This is a genomic window from Saccharothrix obliqua (assembly GCF_019375475.1).
Taxonomy (GTDB): domain Bacteria; phylum Actinomycetota; class Actinomycetes; order Mycobacteriales; family Pseudonocardiaceae; genus Actinosynnema; species Actinosynnema obliqua.
Genome location: NZ_JAHXGQ010000001.1, coordinates 268,266 through 287,163 on the forward strand (window position 1 = coordinate 268,266; position 18,898 = coordinate 287,163).

General features: G+C 74.1%; 22 protein-coding genes. 13 read left to right on the forward strand and 9 right to left on the reverse strand.

What is annotated here, in order from left to right:
- The first annotated feature begins 19 nt into the window (after window positions 1–19).
- Window positions 20–1,192, forward strand: a complete 1,173-nt coding sequence (locus KZQ38_RS01395) for a pyridoxal phosphate-dependent aminotransferase (protein WP_219437575.1) — start codon at window positions 20–22, stop codon at window positions 1,190–1,192.
- Here the strand turns inward: KZQ38_RS01395 and KZQ38_RS01400 are convergent.
- Window positions 1,181–3,106, reverse strand: coding sequence for an NACHT domain-containing protein (locus KZQ38_RS01400; RefSeq protein WP_308258191.1), 1,926 nt, complete (start codon window positions 3,104–3,106; stop codon window positions 1,181–1,183). The two genes, KZQ38_RS01395 and KZQ38_RS01400, sit on opposite strands and share 12 nt — an antisense overlap.
- Before the next feature lie 55 nt (window positions 3,107–3,161).
- Here KZQ38_RS01400 and KZQ38_RS36870 point away from each other — a divergent pair, with 55 nt between their 5' ends.
- Window positions 3,162–3,674, forward strand: coding sequence for a TFIIB-type zinc ribbon-containing protein (locus tag KZQ38_RS36870; RefSeq protein ID WP_308258192.1), 513 nt, complete (start codon window positions 3,162–3,164; stop codon window positions 3,672–3,674).
- Between the two features lie 4 nt (window positions 3,675–3,678).
- Here the strand turns inward: KZQ38_RS36870 and KZQ38_RS01410 are convergent, their stop codons facing one another.
- The gene (locus KZQ38_RS01410; protein ID WP_308258193.1) at window positions 3,679–4,812 is read right to left on the reverse strand and encodes a methyltransferase domain-containing protein; all 1,134 of its coding nucleotides are present in this window, start codon (window positions 4,810–4,812) and stop codon (window positions 3,679–3,681) included.
- A 107-nt stretch (window positions 4,813–4,919) separates the two neighbouring features.
- Here KZQ38_RS01410 and KZQ38_RS01415 point away from each other — a divergent pair, with 107 nt between their 5' ends.
- The 5 genes from KZQ38_RS01415 to KZQ38_RS01435 all read left to right on the forward strand — a co-directional run bounded on the left by KZQ38_RS01415 (window position 4,920) and on the right by KZQ38_RS01435 (window position 7,622).
- Window positions 4,920–5,336, forward strand: coding sequence for a helix-turn-helix domain-containing protein (locus KZQ38_RS01415; RefSeq protein WP_308258194.1), 417 nt, complete (start codon window positions 4,920–4,922; stop codon window positions 5,334–5,336).
- 5 nt (window positions 5,337–5,341) lie between these two features.
- On the forward strand, window positions 5,342–6,007 hold the full coding sequence (locus KZQ38_RS01420; RefSeq protein WP_219437580.1) for a hypothetical protein: 666 nt from the start codon (window positions 5,342–5,344) through the stop codon (window positions 6,005–6,007).
- Window positions 6,008–6,117: 110 nt separating this feature from the next.
- Window positions 6,118–6,411 carry a DUF2516 family protein gene (locus KZQ38_RS01425; RefSeq protein WP_257900687.1) on the forward strand — a complete coding sequence of 98 codons (294 nt, stop codon included), beginning with the start codon at window positions 6,118–6,120 and terminating at the stop codon, window positions 6,409–6,411.
- A complete protein-coding gene (locus KZQ38_RS01430; RefSeq protein WP_219437582.1) occupies window positions 6,408–7,067 on the forward strand; it encodes an alpha/beta fold hydrolase in 660 nt (219 codons plus the stop codon). Before KZQ38_RS01425 ends, KZQ38_RS01430 begins: the two co-directional genes overlap by 4 nt.
- 9 nt (window positions 7,068–7,076) lie before the next feature.
- The gene (locus tag KZQ38_RS01435; protein WP_219437584.1) at window positions 7,077–7,622 is read left to right on the forward strand and encodes a type 1 glutamine amidotransferase domain-containing protein; all 546 of its coding nucleotides are present in this window, start codon (window positions 7,077–7,079) and stop codon (window positions 7,620–7,622) included.
- A 40-nt stretch (window positions 7,623–7,662) separates the two neighbouring features.
- Here KZQ38_RS01435 and KZQ38_RS01440 read toward each other — a convergent pair whose 3' ends face one another.
- Window positions 7,663–8,424 (reverse strand): MerR family transcriptional regulator, encoded by a 762-nt coding sequence (locus KZQ38_RS01440; RefSeq protein WP_219437586.1) that lies wholly within the window; start codon window positions 8,422–8,424, stop codon window positions 7,663–7,665.
- Between the two features lie 79 nt (window positions 8,425–8,503).
- Between KZQ38_RS01440 and KZQ38_RS01445 the strand changes: the two genes are divergently transcribed.
- Complete coding sequence (locus KZQ38_RS01445) at window positions 8,504–9,052, forward strand: YbaK/EbsC family protein (protein ID WP_372452197.1); 549 nt, start codon at window positions 8,504–8,506, stop codon at window positions 9,050–9,052.
- On the opposite strand, the gene KZQ38_RS01450 is transcribed toward KZQ38_RS01445, so the two are convergent.
- Window positions 9,053–10,129 carry an LOG family protein gene (locus tag KZQ38_RS01450; protein WP_219437590.1) on the reverse strand — a complete coding sequence of 359 codons (1,077 nt, stop codon included), beginning with the start codon at window positions 10,127–10,129 and terminating at the stop codon, window positions 9,053–9,055.
- Window positions 10,130–10,477: 348 nt separating this feature from the next.
- Here KZQ38_RS01450 and KZQ38_RS37435 point away from each other — a divergent pair, with 348 nt between their 5' ends.
- Entirely contained in the window at window positions 10,478–10,555 is a 78-nt protein-coding gene (locus KZQ38_RS37435; protein ID WP_219439253.1) for a tryptorubin family RiPP precursor, read from the forward strand.
- Between the two features lie 71 nt (window positions 10,556–10,626).
- Entirely contained in the window at window positions 10,627–11,667 is a 1,041-nt protein-coding gene (locus tag KZQ38_RS01460) for a cytochrome P450 (protein ID WP_219437592.1), read from the forward strand.
- Here KZQ38_RS01460 and purU read toward each other — a convergent pair.
- From purU to KZQ38_RS01480, 4 genes are all read right to left on the reverse strand, one after another.
- Entirely contained in the window at window positions 11,664–12,539 is an 876-nt protein-coding gene (gene purU, locus KZQ38_RS01465; RefSeq protein ID WP_219437594.1) for a formyltetrahydrofolate deformylase, read from the reverse strand. The two genes, KZQ38_RS01460 and purU, sit on opposite strands and share 4 nt — an antisense overlap.
- A 12-nt stretch (window positions 12,540–12,551) precedes the next feature.
- On the reverse strand, window positions 12,552–13,271 hold the full coding sequence (locus KZQ38_RS01470; RefSeq protein WP_219437596.1) for a maleylpyruvate isomerase family mycothiol-dependent enzyme: 720 nt from the start codon (window positions 13,269–13,271) through the stop codon (window positions 12,552–12,554).
- A gap of 203 nt (window positions 13,272–13,474) precedes the next feature.
- Window positions 13,475–14,281, reverse strand: a complete 807-nt coding sequence (locus KZQ38_RS01475; RefSeq protein ID WP_219437598.1) for a class I SAM-dependent methyltransferase — start codon at window positions 14,279–14,281, stop codon at window positions 13,475–13,477.
- Window positions 14,260–14,757, reverse strand: a complete 498-nt coding sequence (locus KZQ38_RS01480) for a DUF2505 domain-containing protein (RefSeq protein ID WP_219437600.1) — start codon at window positions 14,755–14,757, stop codon at window positions 14,260–14,262. Before KZQ38_RS01480 ends, KZQ38_RS01475 begins: the two co-directional genes overlap by 22 nt.
- On the opposite strand from KZQ38_RS01480, the gene KZQ38_RS01485 reads away from it, so the two are divergent.
- Together KZQ38_RS01485 and KZQ38_RS01490 are read left to right on the forward strand one after the other, a co-directional pair.
- A complete protein-coding gene (locus KZQ38_RS01485) occupies window positions 14,744–15,874 on the forward strand; it encodes a UDP-N-acetylmuramate dehydrogenase (RefSeq protein WP_257900561.1) in 1,131 nt (376 codons plus the stop codon). The two genes, KZQ38_RS01480 and KZQ38_RS01485, sit on opposite strands and share 14 nt — an antisense overlap.
- A gap of 92 nt (window positions 15,875–15,966) precedes the next feature.
- Window positions 15,967–16,923: a chymotrypsin family serine protease gene (locus KZQ38_RS01490; RefSeq protein WP_219437602.1), complete on the forward strand. Its 957-nt coding sequence runs from the start codon at window positions 15,967–15,969 to the stop codon at window positions 16,921–16,923.
- A gap of 9 nt (window positions 16,924–16,932) precedes the next feature.
- On the opposite strand, the gene KZQ38_RS01495 is transcribed toward KZQ38_RS01490, so the two are convergent.
- Window positions 16,933–17,664 carry an SDR family NAD(P)-dependent oxidoreductase gene (locus KZQ38_RS01495; RefSeq protein WP_219437604.1) on the reverse strand — a complete coding sequence of 244 codons (732 nt, stop codon included), beginning with the start codon at window positions 17,662–17,664 and terminating at the stop codon, window positions 16,933–16,935.
- Between the two features lie 78 nt (window positions 17,665–17,742).
- On the opposite strand from KZQ38_RS01495, the gene KZQ38_RS01500 reads away from it, so the two are divergent.
- Window positions 17,743–18,888, forward strand: coding sequence for a L,D-transpeptidase (locus KZQ38_RS01500; RefSeq protein ID WP_219437605.1), 1,146 nt, complete (start codon window positions 17,743–17,745; stop codon window positions 18,886–18,888).
- Window positions 18,889–18,898 lie beyond the last annotated feature (10 nt).

The window sequence follows — 18,898 nt, forward strand, 5'->3', positions numbered from 1 at the left end:
TCCGTGAAGATTCGACCTTGTGCGGGAACCAGCGCTTGTCACCAGGATGCGGCCGTTCACCTCGACGATCTTCGCGGAGATGACCGCGTTGGCGACCCGCACCGGGGCGGTGAACCTCGGCCAGGGCTTCCCCGACACGGACGGGCCCGCCGGGATGCTCGCGGTCGCCAAGGAGTCCATCGACGGCGGCCTGAACCAGTACCCGCCGGGTCCGGGGATGCCGGTCCTGCGGGAGGCGATCGCCGAGCACCGCGCCCGGTTCGGGACCCGCTACGACCCGGAGACCGAGGTCCTGGTCACGGTCGGCGCCACGGAGGCGATCGCGGCGAGCCTGCTGGCCCTGGTCGAGCCGGGCGACGAGGTGGTGCTGATCGAGCCCTACTACGACTCGTACGCGGCGTCCGTGGCGCTGGCCGGCGCGACGCGCCGCGCGGTGGGCCTGGTCGAGGAGCCCGGCACCGGCCGGCTCGGCCTGGACGTGGCGGCGCTGCGGGCGGCGGTCGGCCCGCGGACCAGGGCGCTGCTGCTGAACTCGCCCCACAACCCGACCGGCACCGTGCTCAACCGCGCCGAGCTGACCGAGGTCGCCCGGCTGTGCGTCGAGCACGACCTGGTCGCCATCACCGACGAGGTGTACGAGCACCTGGTGTTCGACGACCACGAGCACGTGCCGCTGGCGACGCTGCCCGGCATGGCCGAGCGGACCGTGACGATCTCCGGCGCGGGCAAGACGTTCAACTGCACCGGCTGGAAGATCGGTTGGGCGTGCGGGCCCGCCGGGCTGGTGTCGGCGGTGCGGGCGGCCAAGCAGTTCCTCACGTTCGTCGGCGGCGCGCCGTTCCAGCCGGCCGTGGCGCACGCCCTGCGGCACGAGCTGGACTGGGTGGCCCGGCTGCGGTCGTCGTTGCAGGACAAGCGGTCGCGGCTGGCGGAGGGGCTGACCGACGCCGGGTTCGCGGTGCGGCCGAGCGAGGGCACGTACTTCATCACCGCCGACGTCCGCCCGCTCGGCTTCACCGACGGCGCGGAGCTGTGCCGGGAGCTGCCGGGGCGGATCGGGGTGGCGGGCGTGCCCGTGCAGGTGTTCACCGACCACCCCGACCAGTGGCGGCACCTGGTGCGGTTCGCGTTCTGCAAGCGGGACGAGGTGCTGGACGAGGCGGTCCGCCGGCTGCGGGGGCTACGCGTCTGACCGCACCGCGACCGGCGTGCCCGCCAGCCGCTCCTGCACCAGCACGTGCCGGAACTGGTAGCTCGCGCCCGCCTGCCGCAGCACGCCGAGCCGGCGGGCGTCCTCCAGGAACACCGTCAGCTCCCACGGCAGCTTGCCGCGCAGCGCCAGCCACACCCGCGCCACGGTGAACCACCACCAGCGCAGGTGCAGCGCGGACAGCGCGAAGCCGACCATCAGCCCGCAGGCGAGGCCGAGCCCGACCATGCCGGTCCGGTTCGGCCCGAACACCAGGCCCGCCGCCGCGCCGAACACCACACCCGGCACCAGCGAGCCCGTCCACACCGCGATCCGGTCCCGCGCCATCGTCCACTTCGGACTGGTGGGGCGGCTCAGCTCGGCGCTGCTGCCCAGCGCGAACCGCAACGCGACCGCGACGGCCAGGCCGAGCCCGACCACCAGGCCCGCGGCCAACCCGTACAACGCGCCGAACACCAGGCCGACCGCCGTGCCCAGCACGCCGCTGACCAGCACCAGGCTGCGCCACGCGCCGAGCTTCGGCCGGGGCGCGCGGTCCCGGGCCGCGTGCAGGGCGGCGGCGGCGATCGCGACGCCCGCCACGAGGCCGGTGGTGGGCGCGAGCTTCGGCGTGCCGGCGTACGCCATCAGCCAGCCGACGCCGAAACCGCCGACCACGCCGAGGGCGAGCGCGCCGAGCACCGCGAGCCACCGGCTGTTCACCGACCGCCGCAGCTCCCACCACGCCAGGTCGGTGACGCCGCGCGACCGCAGCTCCGTCGCCAGGAACACCAGCCACCGCCGGGCGCGGTCGCTCGGCCACACCTGGCTCGCGCGAGCCATCCGCGCCGCCTCGCGGTCGCCGAACGCGCCCGCGACCAGGGCGTCCACCAGGTGCGCCTCGATCGACGCCCGGTCCGGGAACCGGGCGCGGTCGAGCAGTTCGCTCGGCTCGCCGTCCGCGTACACCACGCTCGCGAGGCCCACGGCGAGCGGTGTGGACAGCGCCTCGGCCAGCCGGTCGTCCGGTTCCGCACGCAGGTGCAGGAAGATCGGCTCCCAGCGGGCCGCGGTCACCGGGTCGCTGTGCGCGCGCAGGTAGCCCGCGACCTCCTCGTGGTCCAGCGGGTGCAGCGTCACCACGTCCGCGCCCGCGACCGGGACGCCCGCGTCGGCGAACGCGTCCGAGCGGCTGGTCAGCACCAGCTGCGCGGACACCGGGAACGCGCGGTTGATCCCGCCCAGCGCGTCCGCGCGCTTGGTGGCGGCGATGCGGTCCAGCCCGTCCAGCACGGGCAGCACGCGGCGCTGCTCGACCAGCAGCTCACCGGCGTAGCTGCCGTACAGCTCGGTGTTGCGCAGCGCCGGGTGCTCCTCGTACAGCCGGCGGGTCAGCCACGTGCGGACGTCCTCGCGGTCCGGGTCCCACGTGGACAGCGACAGCAGCAGCGGCACCGGGCCGTTCTCGTGCCGGTCCAGCAGGCCGAGGGTGAGCAGCATCGCGATGGTGCTCTTGCCCGCGCCCGGCTCGCCGAGGAACACCATGCGCGGGTGTCGCTCGAACGCGCCCACGACGGCGTCGCCGCGACCCGGTCTGCCCTGCTCGGAACTCCAGTGCACGGCCAGCGCGCCGTCGTCGAGGCCGCGGGCGCGGCACTCGTCCACCCACTGCGCGCGCAACGACGTGGCCAGCTCGCGCACGGCCGCGTCGAGGGCGGCGTCCGTGGCGAGGCCGGCGGCGCGCTTGCGCTGCAACCAGGGGTCGAACGCGGCGAGGTAGGCGAGGAAGCCCACCGCGAGCGCGGACAGCCACAGGGCGGGCTCGATGCCGTAGTCCGTGACGAACAACCCGGCCGCCGCGAGGAGGGCGGTCAGGACACAGCCGAGGAGCACGGCGCGCTGGCGAAATCGGGACACGGAGGCATCATGACCCACCAGTCACCGTTGGTGCTGGCATGGTCACCCTTGTGTCGTGCGTACGCTCGGGTACGTGATCTGCCCCAAGTGCCAGGACCTGATGCGCACCATCACCCGCGGCGCGGTCCACATCGAGCAGTGCGACAACTGCAAGGGCGTGTTCCTGGACGGCGGCGAGCTGGAACAGATCATCGCGGCCGAGCACGCGCACTACGCGCAACCAGCCGCCCCGTACGCACCGCCGGTCGCGGAGCCGGGTTCGCCGCCGTACGCACCGCCCGCGGCGGAGCCGGGCGCGCCGCAGCCGTACGCGCCGCCCGCCGCGGAGTCCGGTGCGCCGCCGCCGTACCAGCCGCCGCCCGCGTCACCGTCCACGCCGCACACCGGACCGCACGCGGTGCCGCACACGGGGCCGCACGAGCCGGCCCACCCGGGTTCGCCGCCGCCCTACCAGCCGCCGCCCGGCACCGGGACGTACCCGCAGCCGTACCCGCCGCAGTCCTACCCGCAACAGCCGTACCCGCCGCACCGCCGCCGACGCAGCTTCCTGGAGGAGCTGTTCGACTGACCGGTCACAGGTCCCACGTCAGCTCCGAGCCGTCCAGGGCGAACCACTGGCGCGCGGCCGTGGCGGTGAACGCGAACCGGTGCCGGCGCGGGCGGCCCAGCGAGCGCCACCGGCGGTGGGCGTCCTCGGCGAGCGCCCACAGCCGGCGCGGCCCGCCCTCGTCCACCACCGCGCCCCGGTGCCGCACCCACGAGCCGTCCGGGTGGACCAGCCGCACCGGGTCCAGGCCCACGGCCACGCCCGGCAACGCGAGACCGGCGAAGAACTCGAACCCGGACAGCGGGTCCAACGCGGTGCGCGCGGGCAGCGGGGTGGGTCGCGTGATCGCGGCGGGCGCGCGCCGGGCCCGGTGCAACGCCTCGTCCGCCCACGCCTGCCGGTGCGCGCGCAGCGGCATGAACCGGCCGTCCTCCCGCAGCACCCGGCCGGTCGCCGCGCCGTCCCGCACCACCAGCCGCAGCAACCCCGCGCCGAGCGGGCGGTTGAGCGTGGTCACCACGACACCGCCCGGCTCGGCCTGCGCCGGCCACGCGGGCGGGAGGCGGGACACCGCGCACGTGCCCAGGACCCGGCGGTACGGCGCGTGCTCCGGCACGCCGCGCTCGCCGTCGCCGACCACGCAGCGCGGGTGGCGGCCCACCTCGGCCAGCGCCCGCACGGCGCGGGCGTGCACGTCGGGGTCCACGTCGACGGAGGTCACCGCGCCGTCGCCGAGCACGTGGGCGAGCAGCGCCGCGTTGTAGCCGGTGCCGGTGCCGATCTCCAGGACGGTGTCGCCCGGCCGGGCGTCCAGCGCGGCGAGCATCACGGCCATGATCGTCGGCATACTGGACGAACTGGTGGGCACCCCGTGCACGACACCGTCCGCGGCTGCTTGCTCCCAGGCGGCCTCGGAGCCGTTGAGCTGGGTCACGCACACGTCGTCGCGGTAGACCAGCGACAGGAAGTCCGGGTGGTCGGCACCCACCGCCACCCAGCCGCCCCGCGGGGCGGGCACGAACAGCCGGGGCACGAAGACGTGGCGCGGCACCTGCCGAAACGCCTCCGCCCACGGCCCTTCGGCGAGCACGCCGGCCTGCACCAGCGTGGCCACCAGGTCCTCGCGGAGGTGCGCGGCGCGGTCGGCGTGGTACACCACCACCCCACGGTAGACCTGTGCGCGAGCCCACGTCCGGACTGCTAGCAGAGCGCTTGCAGGAGCTAGCACCCGCGCGTACGGTCGGTGGTGACCGAGGAGGTGTCGCGGTGGTGGACGAGCCGGCGGAGCAGGAGACCGGCGGGCGGAAATCGCTCGACCGGGCGGTGGCCGACCTCGGTCGCGACATCGGCGAGTACATCCGCCAGCAACGCAGCACGGCCAAGATCTCGCTGCGCCAGCTCGCGAAGCTCGCGGGGGTGTCCAACCCCTACCTGAGCCAGATCGAACGCGGTCTGCGCAAGCCCAGCGCGGAGATCCTGCAACAGATCGCCAAGGGGCTGCGGATCTCGGCCGAGGCGCTGTACGTCGAGGCCGGGATTTTGGAGCAGCGGGAGGGCGGCGCCCTGGCGGGCGCCATCGCCACCGCACCGGACCTCACCGAGCGGCAGAAGCAGGTGCTGCTCGACGTCTACGAGTCGTTCCGGCGGGAGAACGCCGCCACCACAACCAAGCCCGAGGAGTGAGCCACATGCCGAACCTCCCCAGCACCGAAGAGCTGCGCAAGGCGGGCGAGCAGGTCGTCGCCGCCGCGCGCACGCCGCTGCTCGCCGCCCTCGGCGCGGGCGACCTGGCCGCGAAGGCCGTGGTCGACGCGCTGAACAAGACCAGGGAGCGCGCGGAGGCGGCCCGGACCGCCGCCGAGTCGACCGACCTCAAGGACCTCAAGGAGCGGTTCGACCCGGCCGAGCTGCGCAAGGTCGTGGACGCCTACACCCAGTCCGCGCTGAACCTCTACCAGTACCTCGCCGAGCACGGCCAGGAGGCGTTGGACCGGCTCAAGAGCCAGCCGCAGCTCCAGAAGGCGCTCAGCCAGGTGGAGGAGGCCGTCGAGACCGCGCAGAAGCGCACCGAGGCCGCCGCCTCGGACGCCCGCGACCTCGCCGACGACGTGCTCGGCAAGGTGAGCCGCCGCACCCGCTCGGTGGGCGAGAAGGTCGCGCACGAGGTGGACCGGGCGAGCGACCGGCTGGCCGAGACCGTCTCCGAGGCCGGCGACGACGTGGCGCACGAGGTCCGCAGCACCAGCCGCAAGGCCGCGAACCGCACGTCGGCGGCCCGGTCCGCGCCGACCACGCGCAAGCCCGCCGCACCGCGGCCGACGGCCGCGAAGAAGCCGGCCGACCCCGCCGAGTGAGCGCACCGCCACGGGGCGTCCTGCCCGGGACGTCCCGTTTCGGCTGTACCCCGGGCGCGCACCGCACGTAGGCTGGGCGCGTGTCCCCCTTCCAGTTCCCGGCCCTGGACCTGATCTTCCTCGACGCGTGGATCATGCTCCTGGCGTACTACGCCGGGCTGATCCTGGGCGTTTTCGCGTTCGTCCACGCCCTCACCCAGCGCGCGGACGCCTACACCGCGGCCGAACGGCTCACCAAGCCCGCGTGGCTCGGCATCACCGGCGGCGGCGCGTTCGCGCTGCTGCTGTTCAGCCTCAACGGCCCCGGCGCGATGTTCTGGTTGGCCGGCCTGGTCGCCGTGCTGGTCTACCTGGTGGACGTGCGCCCGCGGCTGATCGAAGTGCAGCGCGGCCCGCGTTGGTGACGCACCGGGCCTACGGCTCGGGCACACCGGTCACCCTCGTCGGGCACGGCCTGGGCGCGACACCCGGCGAGATGCGCCTGCCGACCACCGGCCTGCGCGGCACCAAGGTCGTCGTCACGCTGCCGTCGCACGGCGACGAGCCGGACGCGCCCGCCGGGTACTGGACCTACCGCCGGATCGCCGCCGACCTGCGCCGGGTCGCCCGCGAGGTGGGCGCGACGCAGGCCGTCGGCGTGTCGCTGACGGCGGGCGCGCTGCTGGCGCTGCTCGCCGAGGAGCCGGACGCGTTCGAGCGGGTCGCCCTGCTGCTGCCGGCCGTGCTGGACGAGCCGCGCCGGCTGCTCGCCCGCGAGTACGCGATCAACGTCGTCGGCGGCCCGCCCGAGTACCAGGAGCAGCGGCGGCGGGCGTTCGACCGGTTGGGTGGCGCGCTCGCCGAGCTGCCCGGCCAGGTCGCGGTGCCCGACCGGGCGCTGCTCCGGGCCGTGCGCGTGCCGGTGCTGGTGGTGGGCGCGACGCGGGACCCGCTGCACCCGCGCGAGGTGGCCGAGGCCGCGGCTGCCGCGCTGCCCGCGGGCCGGCTGGAGCTGGTGCCGTCCTGGTTGACCCATCGGGGTGACGTGCGTCGGTGGTTGGGCGATTTCCTCGGCGGGTAGCCGAGGTGCATGGCCGAACAGAAGAAGATCGCATTCCTGGTCGACACGGAGGGGATCGAGCAGGTCGAGCTGACCGACCCCTGGCAGCACGTCGAGAAGGCGGGCGCGGTCCCCAGGCTGCTCGCGCCGAAGCTCGGGCAGGTGCAGGGGTTCGACCACCTGACACCCGCCGACAAGTTCGACGTGGACGTGCCGTTCGCGCACGCGGACCCGGCCGACTACGACGGGATCGTCATCCCGGGCGGTGTGGCGAACGCCGACTTCCTGCGCATGGACCGCGACGCGGTGGCGTTCGTGAAGGCGCACGTCGCGGCCGGCAAGCCGGTCGCCTCCATCTGCCACGGCCCGTGGCTGCTGGTGGAGGCCGACGTGGTGCGGGGCAAGATGCTGACCTCGTTCCCGAGCCTCGCCACCGACATCCGCAACGCGGGCGGCGACTGGGCGGACGTGGAGGTGCGCACCTGCGACCACCACGGTTGGACCCTGGTGACCAGCCGCAACCCCGACGACCTGCCCGCGTTCAACCGCGAGGCGCTCAAGGCGTTCGGGCTGTAGCCCGGGTGGGCCCGCGGGGATGTGCACCTCCCCGCGGGTTTCACAGCCGCGCGTCCGCGTAGGCCGCGATGGCGTCGCGAACCCACTCCGCCAAGCCCTCGGCGTGGGCGTCGAACTGCACCTTGAAGTCCGGTGCGTCCACGTACAGCCGGCCCAGGCCCGTGTACGACTCGCGGTCTGGGGTCCAGCTCCGGCAGATCCACCGGTAGTGCCGCTCGGTCACGTCCAGCGCCTCCGGCGCGCCCGGCGCGACACCCGCGTCGAACAACGCGCCCATCGCCTCGGCGACCGCGTGCCACTCCGCCATGAACTCCTCGGCGTCCGGCTTCGTCCACCCGCTCATCCGGCGCTTGCTCTCCGCGACGTGCTCACGCACGCCCTCGCCGTAGCGCTGCACGAGTTCGTCCTCGTACCGCGCCTGCCGGTCGGCGTCGAAGCCGTCGAACAACTCCTCGACCCGCATCCCCTGCTCACCTCCCTCCAGTTCCCGAACGGTCCGGGCGACGGTTTCCGCCAGCACGTCCAGCCGCTCCCGCTCCGCCCGCAGCCACCGCTCGTGGTTGCGCAGCACGTCCACCTCGCGCCGCCGGCCGTCCAGGACGCGGGCCACCGTGTCCAGGTCCAGGCCGAGGTCGCGCAGCAGCAGGATCCGCTGGAGCCGCAACAGCTGCTCCCGCTCGTAGTAGCGGTAGCCGTTGCCGCCGATCCACGCGGGCGGCAGCAGGCCGATGGCGTCGTAGTGCCGCAGCGTCCGCGACGTCACCTTGGACATCCGCGCGACCTGCGCGATCGACCAGGCCATGCCCCGTCACCTCCTCGTGCCGACCACGCTAGGGGTTGACGTGACGTCAACGTCAAGGCGAGCCGGCAGGATGTGCGGCGTGTGGACCATCGCCGGAACCCTGCGCCCCGTGCCCGCCGCCGACCGGCTCGACCTGGTGCCCCCACCGGTCGCCGCCGCGCTGGGCGCCCTCACCGACGCCGACCGGGTCTCCGTCGTGGAGATCGACGCCGCGCTCGCCGACACGGCGGAGTTCTGCGCGCATTACGGCGTGCCGGTGGAGGCGTCCGCGAACTGCGTGATCGTCGCCGGCAAGCGGGGTGACGCGGTGCGGTACGCGGCGTGCGTCGTGCTGGCCACCACCCGCGCCGACGTGAACGGCGTGGTGCGCAAGCGGCTGGAGGCGCGGCGCGCGTCGTTCGCGCCGATGGACGAGGCCGTCGCCCGCACCGGCATGGAGTACGGCGGCATCACGCCGATCGGGCTGCCCGCCGACTGGCCGGTGCTGCTCGCGCCCGAGGTCGCCGCCGCGCCGGAGCTGGTGATCGGCAGCGGTGTCCGGGGCAGCAAGCTGCTGGTGCCCGGCGCCGTGCTGGCGAAGCTGCCCGGCGCGGAGGTGCTCGACGGCCTCGGCCGCGCGATCGGCTGATCAGGCCGTCGTGCGCGCGTAGTCGCCGAGGAACGCCACGGCCTCGGCGACGTCGTCGGTGACCAGGATCCAGCGCTCCGCCTCGCGGCCACGCGCCAGGCGGCGCACCAGCGGCGCGGCGGGCACCTCGTCCACCCAGAAGTCGGTGCCCAGGAACACCATCGGCGCGGCCGGACCGACCGAGCCGTAGTGGTTCTGGGTGTAGTCCTGGAACACCTCCTGCACGGTGCCCGCGCTGCCCGGCGTGTAGACGATGCCGCCCGTGGCGACGGTGAGCAGGCCGTCCTCGCGGACCGAGTTGGCGAAATACTTGGCGTGCCGCTCGCACGCCGGGTTCGGCGGCTCGTGGCCGTAGAACCAGGTGGGGATGCCGATCGTGCGCGGCTTGTCGAAACCGGGCAGGTCGGCGGGGAACGCCGCGAGCCACCGGCCGACGGACTCGGCGTCGTGGCCGAACGCGGGCACCCGCGCGACGTCGCGCAGCACCTCCCGGTCCACCCCGACCCGCACGCCCAGCGGCACCGCCTCCATCGCACCCGGACCGCCGCCGGTGAGCACGGTGAACCCCGCGTCGCCCAGGGCCGCGCCCAGCTCGACGGCCCGCCGGTAGCCCGCGGTGTCGCGGCCCAGCGCGTGCCCGCCCATGACGGCGACCGGCGTGCCGGTCAGCACCTCGGCCAGGGCTTCGGTGATCGCGTGGTCGTGCAGCCGCTCGGCCAGCGCGTGCAGCGGGTCCGGGTGGTGGCCCTGCTGCCTGGTGTGCCGGTAGATCCGGGCGTCCGGGGTGTCCGCGTACGACGCGGGCCGGGCGGGGTCGAACCCCGCGAACAGCTCCGCCGGGGTGTAGAGCGACGACCGGTACACCCGGTAGGGGACGTCGGGGATGTTGGGGAACACCAACGCGCCCGCCGCGTCCGCGCGGCGCTGCCCGGTGGCCGAGAGGGCGCACCCGAGGAACACCGCGCCGTCCAACGGCACCCGCAACTCCTCGCCGCTCAGGTCGAGTCCGACGAGGACCGCGCCACGCAGGTCGGTGGCGGCGCGGAACTGCTCCGGGTCCGTGATCTCGGTGCGCACGGGCGAAGCCTACGTCGACGCGGTCGGTGCTTCGGCGGTGCTCCGGGGGCGCTCGCGCAGCGCTCCGGCGGCACCGGTCGGAGGCTTCGGGGCGCTGTGGGCGGTGCTTCGGCGGTGCTCGCGCTGGGCCGGCGGCGCGCTGCGGGGGTGTTCGGGCGGCGCTCCCGGCCGGGCGCGTTGATCGCGGGTGTGGTCGAGGTTCCGGTGGTGTGGCGGGGATGCGGTGTGCCGTGCGGGGATCGGGACGGGTCCGTTGCCCGAACGGGACGGGTTCCTTGACCGCGTCGTCGGCCCGGAACTAACACTGGGAGAGCACCATTCCCGCCCGTTCGAGGAAAGGGGAAGGCCATGTCGCTCGTGCGTCTGGTCAAGCGCGTCATGCCGCGGCGGAGCCTGAAGGCGTACGCCTGGTACGGCTGGCTCTGACGGACATCTCCACCGAATCCCCGCGCCGCCGGCGGAAACCGGCGGCGCGGGCCGGCCGGACGGGGGACGAAATGGCACGCACCGGGGAGAAAACCCGGCGGACGGTGTTCGCGCCGCGCATCGCGGAGCTTTTCCGGGCGCACCGGGGCGAACCGCTGTTCCGCCTCGAACCGGACACCATCGGCGTCGCGGGGCCCGACCTGATGGACGCGCTCCTGCGCGCCCGGCCCGCCAACGCCGAGGAGCGGCCCACGTTCAAACCCGTGCTGGGCCGCCACGTCACGCGTGCCGAGTCGGCCGCGCTCATGCGCGCCGTCGGCGCCGACGTCCGCGCCGCGCTGGGCACACCGCCCACACCGGACCCGGCCGCGCTGGTCGGCCGGTGGCCGGGCGTGGCCCACAACTACCTGCGGGACCTGGTGTTCGGCCGGGAGCACCGCCGGTTCCGGGTCCTCGTGGACCGCCGGCTCGAACTCACCCCGAAGATCACCTGGGCCGCGGTCACCACGGGCGCGGCGATGCTGTGGCGACCGGGCTCCGGCCCGACGTCCCACCTCGCGTCGCTGGTGCTCGACGCGGACAACTTCCCCGACCGGCGGTTCGCGATGTACCTGTACCGCCGGGTTGCCGCGCCGGTGTGCTTCACGGTCGCGGCGCTCGTCACCAACGCGTTGTGGCTCGGTGCGCCGTTCGACGACGACACCCCGAACCGGCACCTGATCGACGAGGCGCTGCGCCTGCTGCCACCGTCCTGGAACATCCTGCGCGTCGCGTCACCGGAGTTCGGCGCGGTGGACCGGCGGATCGGGGCGGCCGACGACGTGCTGCTGCTGCCGCTGCTCAGCCACCGCGACCCGGCGCTGTGGGACGACCCGGACGGGTTCCGGCCGGAGCGCTGGCGCGGGCTCGACCCCGACCACGCGCCCGGCTACCTCCCGTTCGGCCACGTCCGCGAGCGCTGCTGGGGCCGCAACATGGTGCTGCCGCTGGCCGAGCACCTGCTGGACGCGGTGCGCCGCGGCGGACTCACCGTCGACCCGCGCCAGACCACCGGCCGGGTGCCGCTGGACGGCCTGCTGGAGGTGGCGGACGTCCGGGTGGTCCGGCGCTAGAAGATGACGGTCCGGTTGCCGTGCACCAGCACCCGGTCCTCCAGGTGCCACCGCAGACCACGCGCCAGCACCACCTTCTCGATGTCGCGGCCCTTGCGCACCATGTCCGGGATCGAGTCGCCGTGGTCCACCCGGATCACGTCCTGCTCGACGATCGGGCCCTGGTCCAGGTCGGCCGTCACGTAGTGGCACGTCGCGCCGACCAGCTTCACGCCCCGCCCGTGCGCCTGGTGGTAGGGCCGCGCGCCGACGAACGACGGCAGGAAGCTGTGGTGGATGTTCAACGCCCGGCCCGCCCAGTCCGCGCACAGCTCGGTCGGCAGGATCTGCATGAAGCGCGCCAGCACCACGGCGTGCGGCCGGTGCGCGTCCACGAGCTGCCGCAGCTGCGCGAACGCCGCCAGCCGCCCCTCCGGGTCGTTGGCCGGGAACGGCACGTGGTGGAACGGGATGCCGTGCGCCCGCGTGATGTCCGCCAGGTCGGCGTGGTTGCCGATCACGGCGGGCACGTCCACGTCCAGCTCGCGCGAGGCGACCCGGCCCAGCAGGTCGTACAGGCAGTGCCCCTCCTTGGACACCAGCAACACCACCCGCCGCCGCTCGCCGGTGTCGGTGACCCGCCAGTTGGCCTGCGCGCCCAGCTCGCGCGCCACCAGCCCGAACCGCGCCCGCAGTTCGTCCACGCCGAACGGCAGCGAGTCGGCACGCACCTCCTGGCGGGTGAAGAACCAGTTCGTCGCCGGGTCGGTGTGGTAGGCCGCCTCCACGATCCAACCGCCGTGCTCGGCCAGGAACGAGGAGATCCGGGCCACGATGCCGGTGCGGTCCGGGCAACCGAAGGTGATCACGTAGCGGCGTTCAGGCTGGGGCACGGCCACGAGTATCTACGGTCGGGGCAACGCGTCGAGCAGCGACCTGTCGCCGGCGACGTCCACACCGCTCGGCCGACCCCACGCGGCCCGGTACAACGCGTCCGCCGTGCCCGTCACGGTGACGTCCGCGCCGTTCGCCGCCGGGACGACCCGGGGTGCTTCGCCCGGTGTGACGTGCAGCTCCCACACCCGGTCCACGTCGGTGGCGTGCCACCGCAGCCGCCCGGCCCTGGTGACCGGCTTGCGCTGCGTCGCGCGCACCACCAGCCGGGTCAGGAACTCGTCCACGCCGTCGGCCGCGAACTCCGGGTCGTAGAGCGGGTCCGGTACCGCGGTGTCCGGGCGGGCGTGTTCGGCGTCCAGGCGGTGGATGGCGATCTCGTGCGCCTGCCGCCGGGCCCAGAAGGCGGCGGTGCGTGGTCCGACGAACGTCCACGCGGGTGTGTCGGGCGTGGCCGCGGTGAGCGCGCCGTGCAGCTCGGCGAAGCGGGCGTCCCACCACGCCAGCACGTCGTCCCACCCGTCGGGCGGCGCCGGGGCGGGTGGGCGTTCGCCGTCGGGTGGCGTGCGCAACGCGGCCAGCGCCCACGAGTGCACGGAGGCCAGGTGGCGCACCAGGTCACGCACGTCCCAGCCGGGGCAGGTGGGCACCGGCGCACCGGGCCCGGCGGCCGTCGCGGCGGCCCGCAGCGCCCGGTACTGGAGATCCGCTTGGTCGAGGAAGTACCGCACTCGGCCAGCCTAGGGCTTGTTCTCGCCGGATGTGGTCGGTCTTTCCCGCGCCGGCGGGGGTCCTGGAGGCTGCGGCCCCGCGAAACTTTCAGGGAGCCTGCCTGATAGTTGGCGCCCTGCCGCTAGGCGGCGAGGGAGCCCTGCCTGAGCGCTGTCCTCCCGCGCCGGCGGGGGCGGGTCGCGCTTCGGTTTGAGGACACGCCCTAGGGTCGCACCGAGTCCCACGGCACCGTGAGTTCGCCCAACCGCCACCGCCGCCGGTCGTCCAGGACGGGCCAGCGCTCGGACAGCAACGCCGCCGCCTCCACCCACCGGGCACGCGGGCCGTACGGCGCGAACGTCGCCGCCGTCGCCCAGCACGCGTCCAACTCGGCGAGCAGGGCGTGCACGCGCTCACCCGGCACGTTGCGGTGGATCAACGCCTTCGGCAGGCGCTCCGCCAGATCACCCGGCGTCTCCAGGTCGGCGGGCAGGCAGGACAGGGTCAACGTGCGCGGCCCGTCCTCGGCGGTCAGCGCGACCCACGCGCAGCGGCGTCCGATCTCGTCGCACGTGCCCTCCACCAGCACACCACCGGGCGCGAGCCGGCCGAGCATCGTGGTCCACGCCTCGTTCGCCTGCTCCTCGGTGTACTGGCGCAGCACGTTGAACGCGCGCAGCAGCACCGGGCGGCGACCGGCCAGCTCGAAACCGCCGCGGCGGAACTCCAGGCGGGGCGGGTCGGCGACGGCCGCGCCCGCCGCGACCCGCTCCGGGTCCAGCTCCAGGCCGAGCACGCGCAGGTCCGGGCGCAGCGGTCGGAGGCGGTCCGCCAGCTCGACCGTGGTGACCGGCGACGAGCCGTAGCCGAGGTCGACCACCAGCGGGTCGGCGGTGTCGCGCAGCAGGTCGCCGCACGCGTGCGCCACCCACCGGTCGACCCGGCGGAGGCGGTTCGGGTTCGTGGTGCCCCTGGTCGGCAGGCCGAGCGCGCGGGCCCGGCCGGCCGCTAGGCGTGGCGCGCGAGCCATTCGGCGGTGAACCCGGTCTCCTCGTCCAGCAGCCGCGCCACCTGCTCCGCGACCATCTTCTCCAGCTTGCCGCCGAGCAGCGGGACACCCACCTTGACCTGACCCGCGAGGGTGAGGGTGCTCCCACCACCGGGCGCGTCGGCGAGCGTGATCGTGCCGTCCAGGCGGCCCGGCACGCCGGTCAGCACCACCTCGACGGTGCCCGTGAACCCGGCCTCGGTCCAGCTCTCGGCGCGGTCGACCACCAGGTCGCCACCGAGCACACCGCGCACCGCCTGCGGCAGCTTGTCCGCCGGCACGCCCTGCCTGAGCTGGTAGGACGTCGTGCCGCCGGTGGTGGTGAACGCCACCAGCGCCGCGCCGGCCCCGCCCATGGCCGCGAGCCGGTCCCGGAGGAAGGTCTCGTCGACGAGGGCGGCGTACACGTCCGACGCCGGCCGCGGGGACGTCGTCTGGTGCTCGATGCGGCGTGCCATGGCGCGAAGGCTACCGTTGGCGGTCGTGACCACCCCGCTGTCCAGTGCCCGAGCGCGTGCCCACGTGCCGCTGGCCGAGCGCACCACGCTGCGGCTCGGTGGGCCCGCGGCGCGGTTCGTCCGCGCCACCACCTCCGCCGAACTCGTCGACGCCGTGCGCGCGCTCGACGTGGCGGGCGAACCCCTCCTGCTGCTCGGCGGCGGCTCCAACCTCGTGGTGGGCGACGCCGGTTTCCCGGGCACCGCCGTGCAGGTGGCGACCCGCGGCCGGCGGCTCGACCCGCTCGGCGACGGCCTCGTGCAGCTGACCGTCGAGGCGGGCGAGGACTGGGACGCCGTGGTCGCCGAGGCCGTGTCGCAGGGCCTGGGCGGGTTGGAGTGCCTGTCCGGCATACCCGGCCAGGTCGGCGCGACACCGGTGCAGAACGTCGGCGCGTACGGCGTGGAGGTCGCGCAGGTGCTCACGTCGGTCGACCTGCTGGACCGCCGCACGGGCCGCGTGCACCAGCGGCCCGCCGAGGCGCTGGGCCTGGCCTACCGCACGAGTGTGCTGAAGGGCACGGACCACGCGGTGGTGCTGCGTGCCCGGTACGCGTTGACCTCCGGCGGGCAGTCCGCGCCCATCCGGTACGCCGAGCTGGCACGCGTCCTCGGCGTCGCGCACGGCGACCGCGTGCCCGCCGACGCGGCGCGGCAGGCCGTGCTGGAACTGCGGCGCGGCAAGGGGATGGTGCTCGACGCGGCCGACCACGACACGTGGAGCGCGGGTTCCTTCTTCACCAACCCGGTGCTGGACGACTCGACGCTGACCGGTGTCCTGATCCGGATCGCGGAACGGCTCGGCAGGCACGTCGACGTGCCGACCTACCCGGCGGGTCCGGGGCAGCGCAAGCTGTCCGCCGCGTGGCTGATCGAACGCGCCGGCTTCACCCGCGGCCACCGGGGTCCCGGCGGGCGGGTCGCGTTGTCCGGCAAGCACACCCTGGCCCTGACCAACCGCGGCGGCGCGTCCACCGAGGACCTGCTGGACCTGGCGCGCGAAGTGCGCGACGGGGTGCGCGCGGCGTTCGGCGTGGAGCTGCGGCCCGAGCCGGTGCTGGTGGGGTGCGAGATCTGAGCCCAGCGGACCCGACCGGCCGAACGGGTGACTGGGTGTGACGAAACTTCACTGCGCGCGTTTCATGGAGTCAGAGGTAGTTGGAGGTCGTCATGGCAGGCGACGGGCGCGCGGTGGTCAGGCCGATCAAGCGGCTGGTCGAGGACGACTTCCTGGGGCGGCCCGGGGTCGTCGGCGTCGACATCGGTGAGAAGGTCGTGGGCGGGCGCGGCACCGGGGTGCCCGCCATCGTGGTGTACGTGCGGCGCAAGCGGTCCGCCGCTCGGTTCACCATTCCGCCGGACGTGCTGGGCGTGCCGACGGACGTCGTGGAGGACACGTTCCTGCCGCACCACACGCTCGCCTCGCCGGAGGGCGTGAGCGGCGCGGAGCGGCACGAGCTGCTGCTCGGCGGGATCGGCGTCGGGCCGAGCCGGGCGGTGCGGCTGGTGCCGCCGGACGTGCCGGCGGTCGACGACTACCTGGTGGCGGGCACCCTGGGGGCTTTCGTCACACCACGCGGGAAGCGCCGGACCATGGCGCTGACGGCGTTCCACATCGCGTGCGTGGACGACGCGTGGGCCGTCGGCGACCCGATGGTCCACCCGTCCCGCGTGGACGGCGGGCACCCGTACCGCGACCGGATCGGCGTGCTCGCGCGGGCGGCGCTGTCCGGGACCGTGGACGCCGCCGCGATCCTGCTCACCACACCACGCACGCGGCCCGAGGTGGTGGGGCTCGGAACCGTTGCGGGGCCGGGCAAGGCGCGGGTCGGGCAGCACGTGCGCAAGCGCGGCCGGACGACGGCGCTCACCGAGGGCGTGGTGGCGTCCACCGACGCGGCGATCACGCTGGACTTCGGGGTCGGGCTGGGCGTGCGGACGCTGCGCGACCAGATCCGCGTGGAGGGGCCGTTCGGCTACCACGGTGATTCCGGCGCGGTGCTGCTGGACGACGCGAACCACGTGGTCGGCCTGTACTGCGGCGGCAGCCGGTCGCGGGCGTTCGCCAACCCCATCGCGAACGTCCTCGACCAGCTCGACGTGGACCTGCTGCCCGTGGAGCCGTGACGCCGGCGGTCAGCCCCGGTGCACCCGGCTCGCCGACGCCTGCGCCCGCGGCTTCAGCTCGATGCGGTCCAGGTTCACGTGGGACGGCCGGGTCACCGCGAACGCGATGACGTCCGCCACGTCGTCGGCCGTGAGCGCCTCCACACCGGCGTACACGGCGGCGGCGCGGTCGGCGTCGCCGGCGAACCGGTTCACCGAGAAGTCCGTCTCCACCATGCCGGGCAGGACTTCCGTCACGCGGACCGGCTGCCCCAGCAGTTCGCCGCGCAGCGTGCGGTGCAGCGCGGACTGCGCGTGCTTCGCCGACGTGTAGCCGGATCCGTTGTCGTACGCCTCGAACGCGGCCACCGACGTGACCGTGACGACGTGGCCGTCACCGGACGCGATCAAGGCCGGGAGCAGGCCCTTCGTCACGCGCAGCGTGCCGAGGACGTTGGTCTCCCACATCCAGCGCCAGTCCTCCTCGTCGGCCGACAGCACCGGGTCCAGGCCACGCGCGCCACCCGCGTTGTTGACCAGCACGCGTGCTTCCGGCACGGCCGCGAGGAACGCCGCGACCGACGAGGGCGAGGTCACGTCCAGCTCGACGGCCGTCCCCCCGATGTCATCCGCGATAGTCTGGAGCAGGTCGAGCCGTCGGGCGCCCAGCACGACGTGGAACCCCTCGGCGGCGAGCCTGCGGGCGGTGGCCTCACCGATACCCGCGCTGGCTCCGGTGACGACTGCGATAGGACGGGTCACAACGGCGATCCTAGGTGTGTGATGCGGAACACTCGCACCGAAAGCCCGGGTGGACGTCCTTCGTTCGGGAGGTCGAAAGTGCGCAAGAGACTGGCAGCGCTGCTGCTCGGTGTGGTTTTCCTCGCCGGCTGCTCCGCCGAGGTGCGATCCGGCACGCCCCAGGCGGAGGGCGGCGACCGCCCGCCCGTGGCGAAGTTCACCACCGCGCCCGCCGACGGCGCGACCGAGGTGCCGGTGAACCAACCGGTCCAGGTCACGGTGGCGGAGGGCGCCATCGACCAGGTCGCGCTGACCAACCCGGAGGGACAGCCCGTCGAGGGCAAGGTGTCCGACGACAAGAAGACGTGGACGAGCACCGAACCGCTCGGCTACGGCAAGAGCTACGCCTACCAGGGCACCGCGACCGGCACCGACGGCAAGAAGGTCGAGCTGAAGGGCGCGTTCACCACGCTGACCCCGGCGTCGCAGGTGCGTGCCACGCTGTTCCCCGGCGACGACCAGACCGTCGGCGTCGCCGTGCCGATCATGGTCCGGTTCGAGGCGGACGTGACCGACCGCGCCAGCGCCGAGAAGGCGTTGACCGTGACGAACTCGGCGAACGTCAAGGGCGGTTGGGCGTGGCTCAACTCGCGCGAGGTGCACTACCGCCCGGAGACGTACTGGCCCGCGAACACCAAGGTGCACGTCGAGGCCAAGCTGTACGGCGTGCCCTACGGCGGCGGCGCGTTCGGCAAGGCCGACGTGACGAGCGACTTCACCATCGGCCGCAACCAGGTCGTGAAGATCGACACCCCGTCGCACCAGCTCGTGGTGCAGCGCGACGGGCAGACCGTGGCCACCTACCCGGCGTCGTTCGGCAAGGACGCCGACCCCGAGCTGACCACCCCGAACGGCACGTTCGTGGTGATGCAGAAGGACCCGCAGTTCAGCTTCGACAACCCGCGCTACGGCTACACCAACGTGCTGAAGAAGTGGGCGGTCCGCTTCTCCAACCACGGTGAGTTCATCCACGAGAACAACGACAACGCGGGCAACATCGGCCGGGCGAACACCTCGCACGGGTGCGCCAACCTGCTGGAGGCCGACGCGAAGGCGTACTACGACAGCGCGCTGGTCGGCGACCCGGTCGAGGTCACCGGTTCGATCACCACGCTGCCCGCCCAGTACGACTGGTACGACTGGCAGGTCCCGTGGTCCCAGTGGCAGACCATGTCCGCCCTCTGACCCGACCCGC